The organism is Photobacterium sp. J15 (genome assembly GCF_963870815.1).
GTDB classification, from domain to species: domain Bacteria; phylum Pseudomonadota; class Gammaproteobacteria; order Enterobacterales; family Vibrionaceae; genus Photobacterium; species Photobacterium marinum.
This window is the reverse complement of the sequence record NZ_CAWMUI010000001.1, coordinates 338,501-360,664: the sequence shown is the minus strand read 5'-3', so window position 1 is coordinate 360,664 and position 22,164 is coordinate 338,501. Positions and strand designations below refer to the sequence as shown.

Below are 22,164 nucleotides of genomic sequence, written 5' to 3'. Positions count from 1 at the left end.
AAAGGTGTTCTTTTATGAAGGGAAAAAGGGGAACAGTTGCGGGATCAAAACCAGCACAACAACTGAATACACAACAGAAACAGGCAAGCCCACACGAAGATAATCCCTTAGCTTGTAGTTCCCGACGCTATAAACCAAAAGGTTCGTCTGATACCCATAAGGCGAAATAAAGCTCGCACTGGCTCCAAATAAAATAGCCATGATAAATGGCATAGGATCTGCGCCGTAACTGAGCGCAAGGCTATAGGCAATAGGAAAAGCGAGCGCAGCCGCTGCATTGTTTGTTACCAACTCAGTCAACACCAGGGTAAGAAGGTAAATGGCAATCAAAGCACCATATATCCCCCAGCTTTCAAACGATGCCATCAGCATATTGCCCATCCGCTCGGACAGACCACTGGATATCATCAACTGCGCCAGTGACAAAGCTGAACCAACAATCACTATGATGTCGACAGGAAACCGGCGCCGGATTTCAGCGAAAGAAATGATCCCAGTAGCCAACAGTACCAGCAGGTATGCGGCAAGCCCGTTGATGATCGGAAAAATATCAAGTAAAGCGGCAGCAATAACGCCCATAAACCCCGCCAGGACGGCAAAGCTCTTACTGCTGTCAAGCCGGGCACTGGAATCCAAACCATTGACCAACACAAACTCACGATTGAGCCGCTGTTTCTTCTCCCCGAAAGTTTTCCCCGGCACCACCACCAGAGTATCGCCGGCATGCAGCTCTATATTGCCAAGACCACCAGCCAGGCGCTCGTGCCCTCGCCGAATGGCAACCACAACCGCATCGAACCGCTCCCGAAAACGGGCGCTTTTTAATGTCTTACCGCGGATCCCTGCGGAATGGCTCACTATTAGCTCCAGCATAGACTGGCCGTTCATATGATGCTGACCAAATAAATGCAGCCCGTTAATTTCTTGTAGCGTTGCCACACTGCCGATATCCCCACAAAACAGCAAAGTATCTCCGGCCAACAAACGGGTATCCGGGCAAACAGGGGCTAATGCCTTGCCGTCTCGGATCACCTCTGCCAAAAAAAGTCGGCGCAAGGCGCGCAGTCCGTTTTCTGCTACGGTTTTACCAGCCAGTGGTGAACCGCCTTCTATTTTTGCTTCCAAAAAGTAAGGCAGATCGTCCTGGGAATGATCGTCATATACAGGCAATAGATAACTCAGCGGGATCAGGATCAGCAAGCCGAACACCAAAACAGCCAGACCAATGGTTGTCGGGGCAAAGAAATCCAGTCCCGGCAATCCGGCATCTTCAACAAAGCTATTAATGATAAGGTTGGTTGATGTACCGATCAGAGTCAGCGTGCCACCAAGAATTGCGGTATAGGAAAGCGGGATCAGCAAGCGGGACGGGGCATGACGCTGATTACGCTTAATCGCCCCAATCAATGACACCACCACCGCCGTATTATTAGTAAAAGAAGATAAAAATGCCGTCGACAATCCAAGCTTGGCTACCACTGTCGACTGGCCGCCTTGTGAAATCTGGCGGCCAACCCAACTGATCAGGCGGGTTTTCTCCAAGGCAACGGAAACAAGGATCAGCAATACCAGAGTTAACAGTGATGAGTTGGTAAAGTTACCGGCCAGAGTCGGCAACGCAATCATCCCGGTCTGAAAACCGACAAACGCCGCCCCAGCAAACAGATATGCCGGCTTGATCCGCGTTGTCAGCAGACAGGTCACAATCACCATTAACATGGCAAGAACCATTCCTTGTTCCCAGTTCATTGCCTTATCCCAGTAACTTACTGATGTCTTTTGCATCCCAGTGCGGGAAGTGCTTTCGTATCAGCGCATTGAGTTCAATTTCGAACGCACTGTGGTTACCTTCAAGAGCCGTTTTCTTACCTGTCAGTGCTTCGCGAACCATTCCGGCACCCACGGTCACATTGCTCAGGCGATCAATCAGAATAAAACCTCCGGTATCGGTGCAATCCTTGTAAGCATCCACGGCTATCGGCTCATTAAGGACAACTTCACACAAACCAATACCATTAAGCGGCAGAATGTCAGTTTTGAAGGTTTCCAGGTTATTGATATCTACCTGATGGCGAATTACCTCAACAGAGCCAATGGTCTTCTTACCGGCAACTTTAATGTCATACTGACGTCCGGCCTCAAGCGGGGCTTCCGCCATCCAGACAATATCGGCCAGCAAACGGCTGCTCAGCGGCACCTCATCATCTTTCGCCACCAGCGTATCGCCACGACTGATATCAATTTCGTCCTGCAAGGTTAATGTCACCGCTTGTCCCGGGAAGGCTTCTTTCAGATCACCGTCAAAAGTCACGATACGTGCTACGGTTGAACTTTTACCTGAAGGTAGCACTTTGACAGCATCTCCGACGCTGACACTGCCGGATGCGACTGTGCCGGCAAAGCCTCGGAAATCCAGATTGGGTCGGTTGACATACTGAACCGGGAAACGGAACAAGCCGCAGTCTTTCTCCTGACCGATTTCAACCGACTCCAGAATGTCCAGTAACGGCTCGCCTTCATACCAAGGCGTATGCTGACTGCGCTCAACTACATTGTCGCCATCCAGGGCCGACAACGGCACCAACTGGATCTCCAGCTCAGCATTCAACTTATCGGCAAAGGCTAAATACTCATCCCGGATCGCCTCAAAGCGAGACTGGTCAAAACCGACTAGGTCCATCTTATTGACGGCCACCACAAAGTGACGGATCCCCAGCAGACTAGCGATGTAAGAATGGCGACGAGTCTGATCCAATACACCTTTACGGGCATCAATCAGAATCACCGCCACATCACAGGTTGATGCACCGGTTGCCATATTCCGGGTGTACTGTTCATGGCCAGGAGTATCAGCAATGATGAATTTGCGTTTTTTGGTAGAGAAATAACGATAAGCGACATCAATAGTGATCCCCTGCTCGCGCTCAGCCTGAAGGCCATCTACCAAAAGTGCCAAATCCGGCTTGTCGCCCGTAGTCCCTACCTTCTGACTATCAGAATGGATAGCAGCCAGCTGATCTTCGTAAATCTGTTGGGAATCATGGAGCAGGCGGCCAATCAAAGTACTTTTGCCATCATCCACCGACCCGCAGGTCAGAAATCTAAGCAGAGATTTGTTCTGATGCTGATCCAGGTAGGCTTCAATACCCAGCTCCGCCACTTGTTGTTCAATTGCGCTGTTCATTCATCCTCTCCTTAGAAATAACCCTGGCGTTTTTTCAGCTCCATCGACCCGGATTGATCATGATCTATCGCCCGGCCCTGACGCTCGCTCGATGTTGCCACCAGCATCTCTTCAATAATGCCGGGCAGCGTATCGGCCTGAGATTCAATCGCTCCGGTCAGCGGGTAACATCCCAAGGTGCGGAACCGCACACTCTTGTGCTCGATTTTTTCCCCTGGCTGCAACTCCATACGATCGTCATCAACCATGATCAACATGCCGTCACGATTGACGACCGGACGTACCTCAGACAAATAAAGCGGAACTATTTCAATCCCTTCCAGGTAGATGTACTGCCAGATGTCCAGCTCAGTCCAGTTGGAAAGCGGAAACACGCGAATGCTTTCACCTTTATTGATCTGGCCGTTGTAGGTTTTCCACAGCTCCGGGCGCTGGTTCTTCGGATCCCAGGTATGGTTCTTGTCACGGAAAGAATAAACGCGCTCTTTGGCTCGCGACTTCTCTTCATCACGGCGGGCTCCACCGAAAGCAGCATCAAAGCCGTATTTATTCAGCGCCTGCTTCAGAGACTGGGTTTTCATGATATCGGTATGCTTGGATGAGCCATGTGTGAACGGGTTAATCCCCATCGCCAGCCCTTCCTGGTTTTTGTGCACCAGCAAATCAAAGCCATAATTTTTCGCCGTACGGTCACGAAACTCAATCATTTCACGGAACTTCCAGTCGGTATCAACATGGAGCAGCGGGAACGGAATTTTGCCCGGGTAGAATGCCTTTCTGGCCAGATGCAGCATCACTGACGAATCTTTGCCGATGGAGTACATCATTACCGGATTATCAAACTCGGCAGCCACTTCACGGATAATATGAATACTCTCCGCTTCCAACTGCTTGAGGTGGGTTAAACGCTTGGGATCCATCTCTCTCTCCATAACTATGCCAGCTTCACAACCGCTGTGTGTTGTGACTGCTGCTCCTGCTTTCCGAACCAATGTAATTTTTCTGATAGATTCACAACCTCACCCACCACAATCAGGGCCGGAGATGCTGCATGTTGAGCTAACTGAGCCAGCTCATGGAGCTGACCTTTCAAAACGTTTTGTGTCTGCTGAGTACCGCGCTCGATGATCGCAACAGGTGTCTCGGGAGCCCGACCATGGGAAATCAACTGCTGCCCGATATAACCGGATTTCATCAGCCCCATATAAATCACCAAAGTTTGCTTACCGCGGGCTAACGTCGACCAGTCAAGCTGGTCGCCATCCGGTTTCTGATGACCGGTAATGAACATCGCCGTCTGGGCATAATCACGATGGGTCAGAGGGATCCCCGCATAAGCAGTGGCTCCGGCCGCAGCAGTAATTCCCGGTACCACTTGAAAAGGGATACCGGCATCAAATAACACTTCCAGTTCCTCACCGCCCCGGCCAAATACAAACGGATCACCGCCTTTAAGGCGAACTACTCGCTTACCCTGTCGTGCGTATTCCACCAGCAAGCGGTTCGTTTCTTCCTGCGGCACACTATGAAATCCGGCTTTCTTTCCAACACACACCTGTTCAGCATCGCGGCGAACCAATTCCATCACCTCATCAGAAACCAGGTAGTCGTACAGCACCACATCGGCCTGCTGCATCAACTGCAACGCCCGCAAAGTCAACAGTCCGGCATCCCCCGGCCCGGCTCCTATCAGGGCCACCTGTCCTTGCGGTTCACTCTTAAGGGACAAAGACTGCAATTCGTGTTCTGCTTCCTGCTCTCGTCCGGCTGCAACCAAATCGGAAAAGCGTCCGTTAAAAGCCTGCTCCCAGAAATGGCGGCGCCCCGAAAGTGTCATGACGGTTTTAGCCAGCCGAGCCCGGAAGCGTCCGGCAATCTCAGCCATTCGTCCGAGGTGCTGCGGCAAAGTAGCTTCAAGCTTCTCGCGTATTAGGCGAGCAAGAACCGGCGCTCGGCCGGAAGAGGAAATAGCAACGATGATCGGCGAGCGATCGACAACAGAAGGGACAATGAAACTGCAACGCTGGGTATCATCAACGACATTAACCATCACCTGACGCTGATTAGCCGACTGATAAACCAGCGCATTAACCGCCTTGCGGTCGGTCGCAGCAATCGCCAGGAAGATACCATCGAGATCAGACGGAGAAAATTCATCAGCAAAGTGAGTCACTTCTCCGCTCTGTACAGCACGCCGGAAATCAGCATTTAGCTCAGGCGCAATCACCCGAACATCTGCTCCCGCCTTTAACAGCATACGGGTTTTTCGCCATGCGACTTCACCGCCGCCGACAACGAGGCAAGGCCGACGTTTCAAGTCTGCAAAAATTGGCAAGTAATCCATTCCAGCGCCCTCTGCTCCTATAACTAAAAGCACTATAGTCGGGCTTGGATATTACCTGAAATTCTATAATTTCATTTTTTATTCCAAAAAGTTTGGAACAGGCATAATTCCGGTGAATACCGACAGATAAAAAGGAGGGAGAAGAGAATTAACCTAAAATTAGCAGTAATTACAGGAAAGTACCGCTTTAATTCATATTTCAGTCAGGCGAATTCAGCCTATGTTATGCCTTTTTTGTATTAGTTCTGCATGATGAATTCGGTGAAACCATAAGCATAGCGAGATGTCATCGACCTTTTTACGCAAAAAATGCGATTCCGAACACAATAAGGTAAATAGCTCACGAAACAACGACATCTTTTTTGATACCTTTAGCACGCTTTTTTCTGTTCTATATCCTGGAGATAACCATGAAACTCTCAGCCAAGCCGCTGTCGATTGCAGTTCTTGGTGGCATGCTGGCTATGGCCGGCCCAGCCACAGCAGAAACAATCAAACTGCGTATCCTGGAAACAACCGATATCCATACCAATGTGATGGATTACGACTACTACAAGGATAAGCCAACCCTGAAAACAGGTCTGGTACGTACGGCCACGCTGGTAAAAAAAGCTCAGGCAGAAGTTATCAACAGCATCCTGGTTGATAACGGTGACTTACTCCAGGGCAGTCCAATGGGCGACTACATGGCCGCGAAGGGGATTAAAAAAGGCGAGGTTCACCCGGTTTATAAAGCCATGAACCAGCTGGACTATGAAGTCGGTAATATCGGTAACCACGAATTTAACTATGGCCTTGAGTTCCTCCATAATTCGCTGGCCGGCGCGAAGTTCCCGTATGTAAATGCCAACGTTTATGATCTGAAAACCGGCAAAAACCTGTTCACACCTTACATCATCAAAACCCATAAGTTCAAAGACACTGATGGTGTCGAGCATGACGTAAAAGTCGGCTACATCGGTTTTGTTCCGCCTCAGATCATGATCTGGGATAAGAAGAACCTTGAAGGCAAGGTAGAAGCAAAAGATATCAAACAAACCGCGGAGAAATTTGTCCCTCAAATGAAAGCGGAAGGGGCTGATATCATCATCGCAATCCCTCACTCTGGCGTAACGGCAGATCCGTACAAAGTACTGGCGGAAAACTCCGTATTCTACCTCACAGAAGTTGAAGGTATTGATGCCATCACTTTCGGCCACTCCCACGCAGTATTCCCGAGCAAAACCTTTGCGAACCTGCCAAAAACAGACATAGAAAAAGGCACCATCAACGGTGTGCCAGCTGTTATGCCTGGTCGCTGGGGTGATCACGTGGGTGTTATCGATTTGGTTCTGGAAAAAGCCGGTGACGACTGGACTGTAGCTGACGCTCAGACTGAAGCCCGTCCTATCTACGACAAATTCAAGAAAGAAGCCTTAGTCGAAGCTGACACTAAGATGGTCGCTGCACTGAAAACAGACCATGAAGCAACCCGCGACTTTGTTAACCAGCCTATCGGTAAAGCCAGTGACGTGATGTACAGCTACCTGGCACTGGTACAGGATGATCCGACAGTTCAAATTGTCAGCCTGGCTCAGAAAGATTATGTCGAGCGCTTTATCCAGGGTGACCCGGATCTGGACGGCACTCCGGTTCTGTCTGCTGCTGCGCCGTTCAAAGCCGGTGGCCGTGGTAACGATCCAGCCAACTTCACCGAAGTTGAGTCCGGTCAGCTGACATTCCGTAATGCAGCCGACCTTTACCTGTACCCGAATACTTTGGTTGCACTGAAAGTAACAGGTAAAGAAGTAAAAGAGTGGCTCGAATGCTCTGCAGGTCAGTTCAACCAGATTGATCTGAACAGCACAGCACAACAGGGCCTGATCAACTGGGAAGGCTTCCGCACCTATAACTTCGATGTCATTGACGGCGTTCACTACACAATCGACGTTTCCCAACCGGCCCGTTATGACGGTGACTGTAAGCTAATCAACGACAAAGCAGAGCGTGTTAAAGAGCTGACCTTCAACGGAAAACCTGTTGATCCGGCACAGCCGTTTATCATTGCTACCAACAACTACCGAGCTTACAGCGGTAAATTTGCCGGTACCGGTGAAGCCTTTGTTGCCTTCTCATCACCGGATGAGAACCGTACCGTTGTGGCGGATTACATCAGCCGCATCAGTAAAGAAAAAGGTCAGGTTGTGCCAAGTGCCGACAACAACTGGCGTTTTGCTCCACTTAAGAGCGACAAGAAGCTGAATGTGACTTTCGAAACTTCACCAGGCAACAAGGCTGCGAAGTTTATTAAAGACAAAGGTCAGTACCCAATGGAACAAGTGGCAACAGATAAGGTTGGCTTTGCGGTTTACCGTATCGACCTGCAAAAGTAATCACTCACCTTTCATCACATTAGCAATATAACCACACAATACCGCAGCCTTGGCTGCGGTATTTTTTTGCTATGATGGCGAAATATCCCAACATTGATGATCACCGAGATGAAAGAATCCCTGCACCAATTTCTCAGCCAGCTGGGCGCATCAACAGAAACCGTTGAGCAGGCCGTATCCCAGGCCGAACTGATGGAACTCCCGACCCGCCACGTTCTGCTTAATCAGGGAGAGCCTCCTGCTTACTGCTACTTTCTGCTAGAAGGACTTTGCCACGCCTGCTACCTCACAGCCGAGGGAAAACAGTTCAGTAAGGAATTCTACTGGGATCAGGATGTTATTATCGGCTTTGAAAGCCTGATCAGCGAACAGGCTTCGCCTTACCTGCTGGAAACCCTTTCCGCCAGCCGCCTGCTGGCTCTGCCGTTTAACCTGCTGAAACAGTGGCGGGAAGAAGGCAATCCACTTTATGTCCGCCTGATGGAGCGCCAATTAATCTTTAAAGAGCAAAAAGAAAGATTCATGCTGATGCACTCACCGGAAGAGCGCTACCAACTGTTCACTACCAACTTTCCAGAACTTAAAACCCGAATCGCGGATTACCAGATAGCCTCTTATTTAGGGATCACGCCTATCAGCCTCAGCCGGATCAAAAAACGTCTGGAAGAAGAGTAATTATCCGGGGAAATTAACAATGGTTAATGTCAGGGAAAATGACGACAGTTAATCTGCGTTCAATAACTGTTTCAGCCAAGGAGAATACAATGCAGTGGCAATGCCTGCCTTTTGAAGAACTGACGACCCACCAGCTCTATGATTTGATGAAACTCAGGGTTGATGTCTTTGTTGTTGAACAAAACTGCCCTTACCCTGAGCTGGACGATAATGACCGCCGGGCTGGCACTCATCACCTGCTGGGCTACAACAATGATCAGCTTGTGGCCTACCTGAGACTGCTGCCACCGGGCACCACCTATACCAACGTCAGTATCGGGCGGGTCCTTACCGCAGAATCCACACGGGGAACCGGTGCTGGCCATGAACTACTTCGCCTTGGACTAGAACATGCTGAGCGATTATGGCCGGATCACACCATCGACATCGGTGCCCAGTCACACCTCCAGCACTATTACGCCCGTTATGGCTTTGAAGCTATCTCAGAGGAGTACCTGGAAGACGGTATTCCCCATGTCGATATGAGGCTGAGCAAAGGGATAGTCTGTGGCTAAGCTATCGCCAGTCGCCGTCGGTGTCCTTTTCCTGCTGCTGGGCAACCTGTCATCGTCACTGTCTGATGTCGCCGTAAAACTGCTCGAAGGCGGGATCAGTGCCTTTCAGTATATGTTCATCCGCCAGTTACTGAGCGTGGTTATCGTCCTGCCATTCTGGCTGAAACTGGCGCCGGCACAGCGAGCCATCGGCAACACGTCAGTCACAATAATACGAGCCCATTTAGTGCTGGCAGGAAGCGGACTGGTCATGGTCGCCCTGACTTGGCTGCCACTGGCGACAGCCAATGCCCTGTTTTATGCCGCACCACTATTGATGTTGCCACTATCGGCATGGTTGCTAAAAGAAAAGCCGGAGCGAACCAAAGTGCTGGCAACCCTGACAGGCTTTTTCGGTGTCCTTGTTGTCCTACGTCCGGAACATTTTCACTGGGCGGCTGTTGCTGCCCTTGGCTGTGCCCTGACTCTGGCCCTTTACAACGTGCTGGTCAGGAAATTGCCAGCTCAGCAACCAGTCATCACCACATTGTTCTGGACCGGCGTGTTCTCTCTGCCAATTGCCGCCGCACTAGCAGTTATTTACTGGCAACCGATAACCGTCGATGAAATCATGTTAATTGCCGCCAGCGCCGTGTTTACCCTCGGCTATCATGGCAGCAGTGTCGTCGCTTACCGCCAGGCCGAAACCTGTAAGCTGGGATTAGTGGAATATTCAGGACTGGTATTCGTCACCATCATCGGGATCATCGGGTTTAATGAAGTGCCAGATCTGTTAACCACGATAGGTATTCTGCTAATTATCCTGCCAATGATGCCTTTAGGCAGATTGCGCAGAAATCACCGACCAAACACATCAGTTCCGGCTTCGGCTGACAAACTGACAGACTAAAAAAGGCCGCAAAGCGGCCTTTTCTTATTATAAATATCGGCTTTTATTTGCCTCGGGCAAAACTGCCATCTGAACGGCGGAAGAACAGCACAGGATCACCGCTGCGACTTTCAATCTGCAGCGCATCCAACGAACCATCTGCGGTTTGTTTATAGCGAAGCCACTGACCAGCCTTAATCCGACTTAGCGGTTTGTCTTTTCCCTCAATCGCAGCTACTGCGTAAAGATCGGACAGCGGCAGGGATTTATCGCGGAAGATGTTGGCAAGAGTTTCACCCTGCTTCACCTGATACTGCTGCCACTGCAACTCAACCGACTCCCGGGAAGCTGGAGATACTGGCTGAGGCTCCGGTGATACGGGCTCAGTTCTGGCAACCGGGCGTTTCGGTGATAGCGGCTCAGCACGCTCACCAACTGGAATTTTCGTCGGCTCATTTTCACCGAGGTTAAGCGAAATCTCGCGGCGCTGCGGCTCTCCGCTACTGACCGGTTCTGGAGCTTCACTAACAGGAAGCAGCAGTAAAACAGCGACAACAGGCACCAGTACAGCCAAAGCCCGACGATGCAGCTTGGGCAAGGCTTGCCACCTTGCTTTCAACGGAGCCAGCCTGGCTTGAAGTTTTTCTTTATAAACATCAAGATTCGCCTTGTTAAGGGAAAGATCAGGAAGCTTAAATTCACTTTTTTTCTTTGAACGGCGTTTGGCCTGTCCCATATACAACACTCCAGAGCATTCTTGCTCACGCTATCAAACGACATCTTGTCACAAAAGTTTACCCATAAGGGTCTAAACTGTTATCCTGCCCACTTAAATTCACTCTAAATTAAAGAGATGACATCATGTCTGACGTTAAACTAGATACAGTTGAAACTAAAGCAAGCTACGGCATCGGCCTGCAAATGGGCCAGCAGCTGGCACAAAGCGGCCTTGAAGGCCTAAACGTTGCTGCGATTGCTAAAGGCATTGCAACTTCACTAACTGGTGAAATGCCAGAAATCGAAGTTGACGAAATCAACAATGCACTACGTGAAATCCACGTTCGCGCAGAAGAAGCTCGTAAAGAGCAGGCTAAGCTTGCAGCAGCTGAAGGCGAAGCATTCCTAAAAGATAACGCACTACGCCCTGAAGTTACAGTAACTGAATCTGGTCTTCAGTACGAAGTTCTTGTTGAAGGTAACGGTGAAATCCCTACTTCAGACAAGCAAGTACGCGTTCACTACCACGGTGAGCTAACAGACGGTACTGTATTCGACAGCTCTGTATCTCGCGGTCAGCCAGCTGAATTCCCTGTAACTGGCGTTATCGCTGGTTGGGTTGAAGCTCTGCAAATGATGCCTGTTGGCTCTAAGTGGAAGCTTTACATTCCTCAAAACCTAGCTTACGGTGAGCGTGGCGCAGGTGCTGCTATTCCTCCATACGCAGCGCTAGTATTCGAAGTTGAACTACTAGACATCCTGTAAGACATCTCAGTCACACTGTATGAACAAAACGGTGCTTTTCCAGCACCGTTTTTTTATCGTACCAGACAAGCAAACCAACTACCTTTCTTGTCAATTATTCTCAATTTAATTTGGTACTTAGGCCGCATTCCCCACTACGCTTATAACGTTAACCAAGGAGGATGCAATGACCCCACAACAGACAAAAAAGAACAGTTTCACTCGCCACTTACTTACCTTCGCAGCCCTGCTTAGCTGCCTGATTTTCTCAACCACCAGCTCCGCATTCAGTCTGTCAGATTTATTTGGCGGAGGTGATGACAAAAAAGCCGAAGCCACGACAACGGCAAGTAACCCGCTAACCGAAGCACTCAGCAACCAGCTAGGCGTCACGCCAGAACAAGCAGCAGGCGGTGCCGGCGCCCTATTATCACTGGCATCAAGCCAGCTCAGCGGTGACCAAGCAGCAGAGCTGAGCAAAATGATCCCGGGAGCCGATGCCCTCAGCGCCGCTATTCCACCGGGAATGAACGCCCTGCTTACCAACATGGATACTATCAACCAGGTATTTTCAGCCTTGGGGATGGATGCCAGTATGGTAAGCCATTTTATTCCGGTGGTAATGCAGTTCCTAGGTAGCCAGGGGGCCAGCTCCGGACTGATGGACTCACTCGGTGCCATCTGGAACCCGGTCGGCTAGAAAACGGCGGCAGAAGGATAGCGGGAAATATCCAGCTTGCTGTCAGAAGCAGGTAAATTATTGAATAAACAAAAGCCTGAGCCGTTAAAACGGCTCAGGCTTTTTCATCAGCAGAATCTTAATTCATCATAAGCTCAAGGCTCAAATCCCGGAACCGTCGTATTCGCCGTCATCCTCATGCAGGCCACATTCTCGCTTAAGACCGAAGAAACGAGTTTCCTCTTCTTTCATACCCGGCTCCCACTTACGAGTCGTATGGGTATCTCCGACAGACAGGTACCCCTGTTCCCACAACGGGTGATACGGCAGATCGTGCTTTGTCAGATACTGATGGATATCTTTGTTATTCCAGTCAATCAACGGCAGGAATTTAAAAAGCCCATTCTGAATCGCCAATACCGGCAAGGTCGCCCGCGAATCCGATTGCTCCCGGCGCAGGCCGGAGAACCAAGTTCCGGTATTCAGCTCATCCAAAGCACGTCGCATCGGCTCGACCTTGTTGAGCCGATTGTACTGTTTGAGTCCGTCAACGCCCTGCTCCCAAAGCCTGCCAAACCGCGCTTCCTGCCAGGCTGGCGTCTGCCCTGCACTGTACACATGCAGATTCAGCGACAGACGATCAGTCAACTCATCGATAAAACGATAAGTCTCCGGGAAAAGGTAACCAGTATCGGTCAGGATCACCGGAATGTCTGGCTTTTCCCGGGTGATCATATGCAGCATCACCGCCGACTGGATGCCAAAGCTTGATGCCAGGGCAAACTCACCATCCAAATTTTCCAATGCCCAGCGAACCCGCTCCTGGGCAGATAACGCTTCCAGTTCAGCATTAATTTCCGCTAGCCGGAGAATTTGTTCAACTTTACTTTTCTGGCGTAATTCAGCCAATGCGATATCAGGCATAGAAATCCCTCTTAGAAACTAAAACCGGCTCGATGATCCCTGCGCGGATGGTAAAGTCGCCAAAATCTTCCCCTTTATTCCGCTCTGCCGCCCAGCGGCCGACTAAAGCATCAATCTCTTCCATAATCTGAGCCACAGTAATGTTTTCACGGTACATCTTCGGGATCCGGGTACCATTTCGGTTACCGCCCAAATGCAGGTTATAACGCCCAGGAGCCTTGCCGACCAGGCCTATCTCTGCCAGCATCGCCCGGCCACAGCCGTTCGGACAGCCAGTAACCCGTAAAATGATATTTTCATCTTTTGCCAGCCCGTGTTTTGCCAACAGCGCTTCAATGTCGGTAACAAAACCAGGCAGGAAACGCTCGGCTTCCGCCATTGCCAGCGGACACGTCGGCAACGAAACACAAGCCATTGAATTTTTGCGCTGCTCACTGACACCATCGTCGATCAGCCCGTGATCACGGGCGATCTTTTCGATCGCCTTTTTGTTTCTGGCAGCCACGCCAGCCACAATCAGGTTCTGGTTGGCTGTCATTCGAAAATCACCTTTATGAACTTTGGCGATTTCAGCAACACCGGTTTTAAGTGGCTTATCGGGATAATCCAGCAAGCGACCATTTTCGATGAACAGTGCCAGATGGTGTTTACCATCAATCCCCTCCACCCAGCCGATACGATCACCGCGCTCGGTAAACTCATAAGGACGACTGTCGGCAAACGTAATTCCGGCACGCTTTTCCACTTCCGTCTTGAAGACATCAATACCAACCCGATCCAGGGTGTATTTGGTCTTAGCATTTTTCCGGTTTGAACGGTTACCCCAATCACGCTGGGTAGTGACAACCGCAGCCGCGACATCCAGTGTTTTATCCAGCGGGATAAAACCAAAATCATCAGCCCGGCGCGGATATGTCGACTTGTCACCATGGGTCATGGCCAGACCGCCACCAACCAGGACATTAAAGCCCACCAACTTGCCATCTTCCGCAATAGCCACAAAGTTCAAGTCGTTGGCATGAACGTCGACATCATTTTGCGGCGGGATCACCACTGTGGTTTTGAACTTACGTGGCAGGTAAGTACTGCCCAGTATCGGTTCTTCATCCGTAGTTTCCAGCTTCTCGCCATCAAGCCAAATCTCGGCATAAGCCCGGGTTTTCGGCAACAGGTGCTCACTGATCTTTTTCGCCCACTCATAGGCTTCCTGATGAAGGGTCGACTCTACCGGGTTCGAGGTACAGAGAACATTACGGTTCACATCGCCGGCAGTCGCAATCGAATCAATCCCAATCTGGTTCAATGTCCGGTGCATCAGCTTGATATTTGGCTTCAGTACACCGTGGAACTGGAATGTCTGGCGCGTCGTCAGGCGAATACTGCCATACAGAGTATGTTCATCAGCGAACTTATCAATCGCCAGCCATTGCTTGGGGGTGATGATGCCGCCCGGCATTCGTGCCCGCAGCATCACATTGTGCAGCGGTTCCAGCTTTTGTTTGGCTCGCTCGGCACGGATATCCCGGTCATCCTGCTGATACATGCCATGAAAGCGGATCAGCTGAAAGTTATCGGCAGTAAAACCGCCGGTAATGCGATCATTCAAATCGTCAACAATGGTCCCGCGCAAGAAATTACTTTCGCCTTTCAGGCGTTCGTTATCTGATAATTTTTGCTCGCTCATTAGTACACATCCCTTTGATAACGCTTGGTCTTGCGCAGTTCATTCAAATACTGCTCCGCCTGTTCGCGGCTCTGCTTACCCTGTTGTTCAACGACTGAGATCAGGGCTTCATGGACATCTTTCGCCATCCGGTTGGCATCTCCGCAGACATACAGGTGGGCACCGTCCTGCAGCCACTGCCATACCTGTCCGGCGTGTTCTAAAATCCGGTGCTGGACATAAACCTTCTCGGCCTGGTCCCGGCTAAACGCCACATCCATCTGAGTCAATACGCCATCTTTCAGATACTTCTGCCATTCAACCTGATACAGAAAATCGTCAGTAAAGGTCCGGTCGCCAAATAACAACCAGTTCTTACCCGTGGCATCCCGGTTGTCCCGCTCCTGAACAAAGGCGCGGAATGGCGCAATTCCCGTTCCGGGGCCTATCATGATCACCGAAGTATTATCATCAGCCGGAAGCTTGAAGTTATTGTTAGCTTCGACAAAAACCTTCACCTCTCCACCTTCCTCAAGGCGACGGGACAGATACCCGGAAGCTCCGCCCTGTCGGGTTTCATCTCCGGCATCGTATTCCACAACCCCGACGGTCAGGTGTACCTCTTCTCCAACCTCTTCCTGGCTGGAGGCGATGGAATACAGACGTGGTGTTAACCTGCGCAGCAAACCGATAAGCTGCTGTGCTGTCAGCCTGGTTTTCTTCTCTGCCAATACATCGACTACCTGAGTATTGGCAGCATAACTGCGTAACTTGTCTTTATCGGCCAACAGCTTAGCCAGCTTTTTACTGCCAGACAGATCAGCATAAGCCGTCACCAATTGCGGGTTGGCAAGTGTAATTTCGTATTTACTGATCAGAGCCTGTTTCAGAGAAAGGCTTTCCCCATCAACCTCGACACTCTCCGAGCCATCAAGCCCGGCCCGAATAAGCAGGGCATCAACTAAAGCCGGATCGTTTTCGTACCAGACACCAAGGGCATCACCCGGTTGGTAACTCAATCCGGAACCTTCAAGATCAATTTCAATGTGACGAACATCCTTACCTGAACTGCGACCGGTAATTTTCTGATTGGTCAGCAAAGTTGCGGTGTACGGATTTTGTTTAGTGTAAACAGACGTCACCTGCTGGGCATGGCCAACCGGCAACTGGACTACCTCGGCATCACCAACTGATAAGGTTTCCTGAACCTTTTCCAGTGCCTGATGACGCCACTCAGCCGCCGGCGCATCATAGTCGACATCGCAGTCAAAGCGCGGCAACATTGGCTCGGCCCCTAACTTACTGAGGAAACCATCGAAATCTTTCGCCGTCTGGCAGAAGAACTCATAACTGGAATCTCCCAGCCCTATGACCGCATATTTCAGATTGGGGAGTTTCGGGGCTTTTTTCGACTGCAGGAATTCATGCAGTTCAATAGCATCATCCGGTGCTTCCCCTTCACCATGAGTGGAAGCAACAATGATGACATGGGTTTCTTTGGCGAGGTTTTTACCTTTGTAATCACCGGCAGCAAAGAGTTCAACGGCAACACCGGCTGAATCGGCTTCTTCTTTAAGGGCCTGCGCGACACCTTTGGCATTTCCCGTCTGGGAAGCATAAATAATAGTAAGCTTACCTGCTGGCCGGGCCGCTGCAGCAGGTTGCTGAGCAGGCTGTAACTGACCGACAGGCTGAGTCTGGCTTAAGCCCCAGAAGTATCCGCTGAGCCACGCCATCTGCTGTGGCGTTAACTCTGCTGCGGCCTGCTGCAGTTGACTTATCTGCTTATCATTGAGTGGACTGGCTATAGCCGAGAGTTCCTTGAGTAACATGACACGACGATCCCTATACATTGCGTAGTGTTAGATTAGCCACTCAAGGAAATAACTAGAAAGAATAGATAAGAATGCTTTATAACTTTTAGTAAGGTAAAACACAGCCAGCTTTTCCGGCTTAACTAAGGTTAAGCCGGACTATTTTTGCTGAGACCATTTGCTTAGGATTCAGAAAGTATCTGCAATACGTACCTGATGGAAGCCAACTTCAAACGCCCGTTCTGTCGCGGTATCAATATCGTGGTAGCACTTTTCGCTGCCGGAACCGTCGGTCAGCGGAACAAAGCCCCCACGGCGATGCCGAAACTCGACGATCCAGCCATTAGCCTGAATCGAAGGCTCGATAACCGCTTCCACTATCTCGCTGTTGGCATATAAACGCTTCAGTTCAGTTAATGTCATTCGCCCATTTCCTGATAATTGTATCACTTTTAAAAATGGTACAAAAAACCAAAAACAGGCAACAAAAAAGCCACGCAAAAGCGTGGCTTTTAAAAATACAGCTGTTAAAGCAAAAGATTAGAAATCAACTTCAACACCGGCAAACCAACCATCCAGCTTCACTTCACCACCAGCAGGGTGTTTAATAAAGTCAAAATCATAATCCATCACACGATAGCCGCCGCGCAGGTTAAGATCAGCGGCAATCAGTGGAAGTGTCCACTTCACACCCACCTGAGCATCAACAGTACTAGTGCTGTCATAGTTACCGAAGTTCAGATCACCAAATACGGATACCGGCGTCATCGGCAGACCCAACTCTACGTTACCGTATAGATTTGGCTGCCATTCACTGAAGCTTTCATTTCCGAATTTACCGGCATTGAATTTCGACATGGTGATACCGATATCGAACGCAACAGCATCGTTATCAAGAATTTCGTAGTACGCTGTATAGTCAGTCTGACCAAAAGATACGTTACCTGCATCAATGTCGCTGTAGCGCAAACGGAAGTTTGGTACCAATGGGATAAAGTGCTCCAACGCTACATAGTATGACTGGTGAGTATCACTATCACTGTTGCTAACGTTGTTAACTTTAGCGTCTGCAAACCATGCATCTGCACCTGCCTTCACGCCTAGTAGCGTTGCTGCCTGCGCCGGAACTGCCGCTGACAAAGCAACCGCCGCAGCGACAGCAGAAATTGTCAATTTTTTCATGCCGAGTCTCCGCTCTTATTAGAATTTTCAGATCGCGAAGACTATACCAGATGGCGTACAAAAAAACCGCATTTCCATCTCGAGCTTATTAAGCTCGGCACAAAATCAGCATTCGTTGCCAGAATCCGCTTATACAGGCACAGCATGTCATAACGGACCTGAATACCAGGCTTCAACAATAGTCAATGGTTATGGCCGACGACGATAATGGTGACAATGACGCTGCTCGCCTTTTCTGTCTTTATATAACCAGACGGCAACGGCTATCAGGATCAGCCATGGTAACAACTTGAACATCATGCCGATCATGCCCGCCAGCGCCATGACCACAAAACCAATCAGCACGGCAAACAACATGCCGACAATACTTACCCCGGTAAACACCAGTACAAAGGCAAACGCCAATAAAAACAGGAACTCAATCATCGTCAGGCCTCTCTTCGCTTCAGTTTATTTGCTTTAACTTCCTTTCTTTTCCTTAATTGTAATAGCACAAACCGAGCCAGACTCACGCCGTTTATCTAATTCCATATTTATCAGCCAGATACAAAAAAAGCGCGACCCGTTTACTGTTCGCGCTTTTCTCTTTTAGCTTTTCCCGCCATTTAATATGGCGAAATTAACCACATTGATTACACATCAAGATGAGCAGGAATTTTCGCCATTGCCTGCTCCAGTACTTCAATACCAGAACCCGGCTTGTGGGCGTTTTCACTGATATGACGACGCCACTGACGGGCACCCGGCATATTCTGGAACAAGCCCAGCATATGACGTGAGATATGATTCAGGTAAGTACCTTTTGCCAGCTCACGCTCAATGTATGGGAACATGGCTTCCACCACTTCACGGCGTTTTTTCACCGGCTTGTTGCTGCCAAACAGGCGCTGGTCAAGATCGGCCATCATATACGGATTCTGGTATGCCTCACGGCCAACCATTACGCCATCCAAATGCTCAAGGTGCGCTTCAACTTCTTCCATCGTTTTTACCCCACCATTAATCGCCATGGTCAGGTGTGCAAAATCTTTCTTCAGCTGATAAACACGCGGGTAATCCAGCGGCGGGATCTCTCGGTTTTCTTTCGGACTCAAACCCTGCAACCAAGCTTTACGAGCGTGGATAGTAAAGTCGCTGCAACCGCCTTTTTCGCTTACCGTGCCAATGAAGTCAGTCAGGAACTGGTAAGAATCCTGCTCATCAATACCAATGCGGGTTTTAACGCTGACCGGGATATCCACCACTTCACGCATAGCTGCCACACACTGAGCAACCAGCTCCGCTTCACCCATCAGGCAGGCACCGAAACGACCATTCTGAACACGGTCAGACGGGCAACCTACATTCAGGTTCACTTCGTCATAACCACGTTCCTGCGCGAGTTTAGCACACTGGGTAAGTTCAGCCGGGTTCGAGCCACCCAGCTGAAGAACCAGAGGATGTTCTTCTTCGTTATAAGCCAGGTAATCTGCTTTGCCGTGAATAATTGCACCGGTTGTCACCATTTCAGTATACAGCTGCACATGCTCGCTCAACTGACGATGGAAATAGCGGCAATGACGGTCCGTCCAATCGAGCATCGGGGCAACAGAGAAGCGGCATGAAGGGTAATCACCCTTCGCTGTTTGTTCTGTCTGTAGATCGTCGCGGTTGGCAACAGCACTGTTTGGCATCGAAAAAACCTCAATTTAACCCGTTTACCCGTTATCTGAACATCATCATGTCATTCGAATGACACAACCCTTAGCCTCTGTCCGGCAAAAAACCAAACGGAAAGCCAGTATTCTTAACGGCTGTTTATATAAAAGAGAGCGGATTCTACCCCATTATGGCTTTGAGCCCAATAGGACCGGATGCTCCCCTTTTACTGCTTTTCACTAATGCTGGGATAGCAAAAAGAACATCATATTACTTTCACTAAAAGGTGTAATACACTGTTTTTAAATAATTAAATAAAACAACCACCAAAAACGCACAGCAATATAAGCTTTTGACCACCAACAACCCAAAAACCTGTACACTCGGTCTCAACCATTGAAATTCAGTAACTTAACAACAAGCAATTCATTCTACCGTCCAATCGGAAACCTTTTTTCTGTTTTTTAACCGAAAAGCTGTACAGGGATTTATCTGTTTGCGCCTTCCCCCCTTGGCTTAGGCTATTCCAGCTACGACTGTTTATATATGGCCTAACAGAGCACGGTATGAGTTCACTTCCAAAGCATCGCTGCCTAAGCCCAATTTTTCACTCAATTGAAGGCACTGCTCTTTTAGTGGTTCCAACAACTCAGCTTCATCTGTCATTACTGCAATTTCAACAAAACAGCCCAGTTCACTGACCACATCCAGAGTGACATGAAACTGCTCCAGAAAATAAATACTGCGGGATTTCTCAATCGTAAATGCAGGGTGATAGCCCAGAGTTTCCAGCATGCTACAGGTTTTACTCACCGACTCGACATTAACGGCTTCACATCGATCATTTCCTGGGCCTTTCACAATCCACAGCTTGATCCCGGAAGGCTTCATCACCCGTACACTCATGCTCACTCCTTGCTGAGCCAACTCCTTATCACCAAGTTCAAAGTAAATATCCCGCTCACGGTTTTGCTCCACAAACACACAGGCACCCAGCGCCTGCAGTGTCGCCAGTACAGATTGGTGCGATTCAACCCGGTACTTGTATTCCACTTCATATTTGCCCACAAAATGCTCACTCATTTCACTCAGTCCTTTGCCTTCATTTCTTTTGCCATTATTAAAACAGACTAAATTGTAAAAACTGGTTAATCAGTTTCTGATTCTGTAACTATGTCACAGCTTAATGAGAATTAGGCTATAGCAGAAAGAAAGCTCTCCATAAGGAGATACACCTCATATAAAACCAATCTTTTAGACACCTATAGGCCAAATACTAATAACATCGAACAGTAAAAATAAGCACAACCACTATCAGAAAAACAAAAATTACATATAAAACAAAAGATTGAGCAAGACCTCAAAATAAAAAAGAGAAGCAAAAAAGCATTTGGACAACTACAGGCAAAAAGCTAAAAGAGCTGTACAACAGATAACTATCAATAACTTAGCTATCAAAATATTAGGAGTTTTTTAGAGGTGGCAGCAAAAAGCTTATAAATACAAATAAAGGTGTACGCACACAAAGATGATGGACAGCATCCTGTTATTACGACATTACCAAGTAAAATCCAGACAGTTGAGCGTGATCCTACACACGATTTTTCTGAGCTATTTGTCCAGAATTAATGGAACTAAGATACGTTTGGCGCGAGCTATGATAAACTACTGCACTTGTCGCTGTTTTTTGAGGTTATATGGCAAATCAAACGCAACTGCTGAATAAAGCCCAACAGATTTGCGAGCAACGGGGAGTAAGGCTGACACCTCAAAGGCTGAAAGTCCTTGAGTTAATTGTTGAGCATCACAGCTCAATCAGCGCCTACGAACTGCTGGACTTACTCAGGGAAACCGAGCCGCAAGCGAAGCCACCGACAGTTTACCGGGCTCTTGATTTTCTACTAGCTCAGGGTTTTGTTCATAAAGTGGAGTCCACCAACAGTTATATTGCCTGTTGTGTCTTGGGACACGCGGATCACAGTTCCCAGCTGCTTATTTGTGACGAGTGCGGTACGGTCGAAGAGTGCCATGATGACGAACTGGCTAAACTATTACGTCAGAAGGCGGAAAAACACGGCTTCCGGATATCTAACCACGTAGTGGAAAGCCATGGCATTTGCCATAAATGTCAAAACAGTGAGCAATAGTTCCTTAAATTTCAATACAGTCATTATCAGATTATGCGTGCAGAATTCGTAAACCCTTTCCTAGCTTCGCTCCTGAATGTCCTGAAAACCATGGCATCAATGGAGCTGGCACCGCAAAAACCTCGAGTTAAGCGTGACGAGGTTGCCCGCGGTGATGTTTCTGGTCTTATCGGCATGGTTGGCCCACAAACCCGTGGTTCAATGTCGATTACTTTTGATGAAAGTCTGGCGCTGGAAATCATGCAGCGTATGCTGGGCGAACGACCGAACGGGATTAATGAAGAAGTCACGGACATGGTGGGTGAAATCACCAATATGGTAACCGGTGGTGCGAAACGCATCCTGGCAGAAAAAGGCTATGATTTTGAAATGGCCACCCCGGCAGTTGTTTCTGGCCGCGGCCACACCATCACTCACAAGTGTGAAGGCGCAATTATCATCATGCCGTTTAACTCTGAATTTGGTAAAGCATTTATCGAAATCTGCTTCGACGGCTAATACCCCGCTTTACTCTGCGAATCGCTCCAGTCAGAGGATTATTCTGGCTGGCGATCCCTCACTTCCCGTCTCAATTTTGCTATCACTTTGAAATTTATGTGAAGCAGCCAGAAATCCCAGACAAAAAACTACCACCCCTCATATAATCGATCTAGACTTGG

General features: G+C 49.1%; 21 protein-coding genes. 8 read left to right on the top strand and 13 right to left on the bottom strand.

Annotated elements, in window-relative coordinates:
- Positions 1-12: 12 nt before the first annotated feature.
- From AACQ93_RS01775 to cysG, 4 genes are read right to left on the bottom strand one after another with little or no spacing between them, the layout of a single operon-like run.
- Positions 13-1,749: an SLC13 family permease gene (locus AACQ93_RS01775; protein ID WP_064601729.1), complete on the bottom strand. Its 1,737-nt coding sequence runs from the start codon at positions 1,747-1,749 to the stop codon at positions 13-15.
- A gap of 4 nt (positions 1,750-1,753) precedes the next feature.
- On the bottom strand, positions 1,754-3,184 hold the full coding sequence (gene cysN / locus AACQ93_RS01770) for a sulfate adenylyltransferase subunit CysN (RefSeq protein WP_064601727.1): 1,431 nt from the start codon (positions 3,182-3,184) through the stop codon (positions 1,754-1,756).
- An 11-nt stretch (positions 3,185-3,195) separates the two neighbouring features.
- Positions 3,196-4,104, bottom strand: a complete 909-nt coding sequence (cysD, locus tag AACQ93_RS01765) for a sulfate adenylyltransferase subunit CysD (protein WP_064601725.1) — start codon at positions 4,102-4,104, stop codon at positions 3,196-3,198.
- Positions 4,105-4,118: 14 nt separating this feature from the next.
- Positions 4,119-5,528, bottom strand: coding sequence for a siroheme synthase CysG (gene cysG, locus AACQ93_RS01760; protein WP_007470762.1), 1,410 nt, complete (start codon positions 5,526-5,528; stop codon positions 4,119-4,121).
- 410 nt (positions 5,529-5,938) lie between these two features.
- On the opposite strand from cysG, the gene AACQ93_RS01755 reads away from it, so the two are divergent.
- The 4 genes from AACQ93_RS01755 to AACQ93_RS01740 all read left to right on the top strand — a co-directional run bounded on the left by AACQ93_RS01755 (position 5,939) and on the right by AACQ93_RS01740 (position 10,018).
- Positions 5,939-7,900: a bifunctional 2',3'-cyclic-nucleotide 2'-phosphodiesterase/3'-nucleotidase gene (locus tag AACQ93_RS01755; RefSeq protein ID WP_064601723.1), complete on the top strand. Its 1,962-nt coding sequence runs from the start codon at positions 5,939-5,941 to the stop codon at positions 7,898-7,900.
- A gap of 108 nt (positions 7,901-8,008) precedes the next feature.
- Positions 8,009-8,575, top strand: coding sequence for a Crp/Fnr family transcriptional regulator (locus AACQ93_RS01750; RefSeq protein WP_064606448.1), 567 nt, complete (start codon positions 8,009-8,011; stop codon positions 8,573-8,575).
- Positions 8,576-8,664: 89 nt separating this feature from the next.
- Positions 8,665-9,129: a GNAT family N-acetyltransferase gene (locus tag AACQ93_RS01745; protein WP_064601721.1), complete on the top strand. Its 465-nt coding sequence runs from the start codon at positions 8,665-8,667 to the stop codon at positions 9,127-9,129.
- Positions 9,122-10,018: a DMT family transporter gene (locus AACQ93_RS01740; protein ID WP_064601719.1), complete on the top strand. Its 897-nt coding sequence runs from the start codon at positions 9,122-9,124 to the stop codon at positions 10,016-10,018. The genes AACQ93_RS01745 and AACQ93_RS01740 overlap by 8 nt, the downstream gene beginning before the upstream one ends.
- Before the next feature lie 43 nt (positions 10,019-10,061).
- Here the strand turns inward: AACQ93_RS01740 and AACQ93_RS01735 are convergent, their stop codons facing one another.
- The gene (locus AACQ93_RS01735) at positions 10,062-10,733 is read right to left on the bottom strand and encodes a LysM-like peptidoglycan-binding domain-containing protein (protein ID WP_007470774.1); all 672 of its coding nucleotides are present in this window, start codon (positions 10,731-10,733) and stop codon (positions 10,062-10,064) included.
- 125 nt (positions 10,734-10,858) lie between these two features.
- Here AACQ93_RS01735 and AACQ93_RS01730 point away from each other — a divergent pair, with 125 nt between their 5' ends.
- Positions 10,859-11,479, top strand: a complete 621-nt coding sequence (locus AACQ93_RS01730) for an FKBP-type peptidyl-prolyl cis-trans isomerase (RefSeq protein ID WP_007470777.1) — start codon at positions 10,859-10,861, stop codon at positions 11,477-11,479.
- Positions 11,480-11,645: 166 nt separating this feature from the next.
- A complete protein-coding gene (locus AACQ93_RS01725; protein WP_064601717.1) occupies positions 11,646-12,158 on the top strand; it encodes a DUF2780 domain-containing protein in 513 nt (170 codons plus the stop codon).
- Positions 12,159-12,299: 141 nt separating this feature from the next.
- Here AACQ93_RS01725 and AACQ93_RS01720 read toward each other — a convergent pair whose 3' ends face one another.
- The 8 genes from AACQ93_RS01720 to cyaB form a co-directional block, all read right to left on the bottom strand.
- Entirely contained in the window at positions 12,300-13,061 is a 762-nt protein-coding gene (locus AACQ93_RS01720; protein ID WP_064601715.1) for a phosphoadenylyl-sulfate reductase, read from the bottom strand.
- Positions 13,054-14,745 carry an assimilatory sulfite reductase (NADPH) hemoprotein subunit gene (cysI, locus tag AACQ93_RS01715; protein ID WP_064601714.1) on the bottom strand — a complete coding sequence of 564 codons (1,692 nt, stop codon included), beginning with the start codon at positions 14,743-14,745 and terminating at the stop codon, positions 13,054-13,056. The genes AACQ93_RS01720 and cysI overlap by 8 nt, the downstream gene beginning before the upstream one ends.
- A complete protein-coding gene (locus AACQ93_RS01710) occupies positions 14,745-16,556 on the bottom strand; it encodes an assimilatory sulfite reductase (NADPH) flavoprotein subunit (RefSeq protein ID WP_064601712.1) in 1,812 nt (603 codons plus the stop codon). Before AACQ93_RS01710 ends, cysI begins: the two co-directional genes overlap by 1 nt.
- A 171-nt stretch (positions 16,557-16,727) precedes the next feature.
- Positions 16,728-16,961, bottom strand: coding sequence for a hypothetical protein (locus AACQ93_RS01705; RefSeq protein ID WP_007470785.1), 234 nt, complete (start codon positions 16,959-16,961; stop codon positions 16,728-16,730).
- A 117-nt stretch (positions 16,962-17,078) separates the two neighbouring features.
- The gene (locus tag AACQ93_RS01700) at positions 17,079-17,720 is read right to left on the bottom strand and encodes a TIGR04219 family outer membrane beta-barrel protein (RefSeq protein ID WP_064601711.1); all 642 of its coding nucleotides are present in this window, start codon (positions 17,718-17,720) and stop codon (positions 17,079-17,081) included.
- A 189-nt stretch (positions 17,721-17,909) separates the two neighbouring features.
- Complete coding sequence (gene pspG, locus AACQ93_RS01695) at positions 17,910-18,146, bottom strand: envelope stress response protein PspG (protein WP_064601709.1); 237 nt, start codon at positions 18,144-18,146, stop codon at positions 17,910-17,912.
- Positions 18,147-18,352: 206 nt separating this feature from the next.
- Positions 18,353-19,393: a tRNA dihydrouridine(20/20a) synthase DusA gene (dusA, locus tag AACQ93_RS01690; RefSeq protein WP_064601707.1), complete on the bottom strand. Its 1,041-nt coding sequence runs from the start codon at positions 19,391-19,393 to the stop codon at positions 18,353-18,355.
- A gap of 505 nt (positions 19,394-19,898) precedes the next feature.
- Positions 19,899-20,441, bottom strand: coding sequence for a class IV adenylate cyclase (gene cyaB, locus AACQ93_RS01685; RefSeq protein WP_064601706.1), 543 nt, complete (start codon positions 20,439-20,441; stop codon positions 19,899-19,901).
- Positions 20,442-21,055: 614 nt separating this feature from the next.
- Between cyaB and zur the strand changes: the two genes are divergently transcribed.
- Both zur and AACQ93_RS01675 read left to right on the top strand, forming a co-directional pair.
- Positions 21,056-21,505 (top strand): zinc uptake transcriptional repressor Zur, encoded by a 450-nt coding sequence (zur, locus tag AACQ93_RS01680; RefSeq protein ID WP_007470791.1) that lies wholly within the window; start codon positions 21,056-21,058, stop codon positions 21,503-21,505.
- Positions 21,506-21,538: 33 nt separating this feature from the next.
- Entirely contained in the window at positions 21,539-22,003 is a 465-nt protein-coding gene (locus AACQ93_RS01675; protein ID WP_064601705.1) for a chemotaxis protein CheX, read from the top strand.
- Positions 22,004-22,164: the final 161 nt, after the last annotated feature.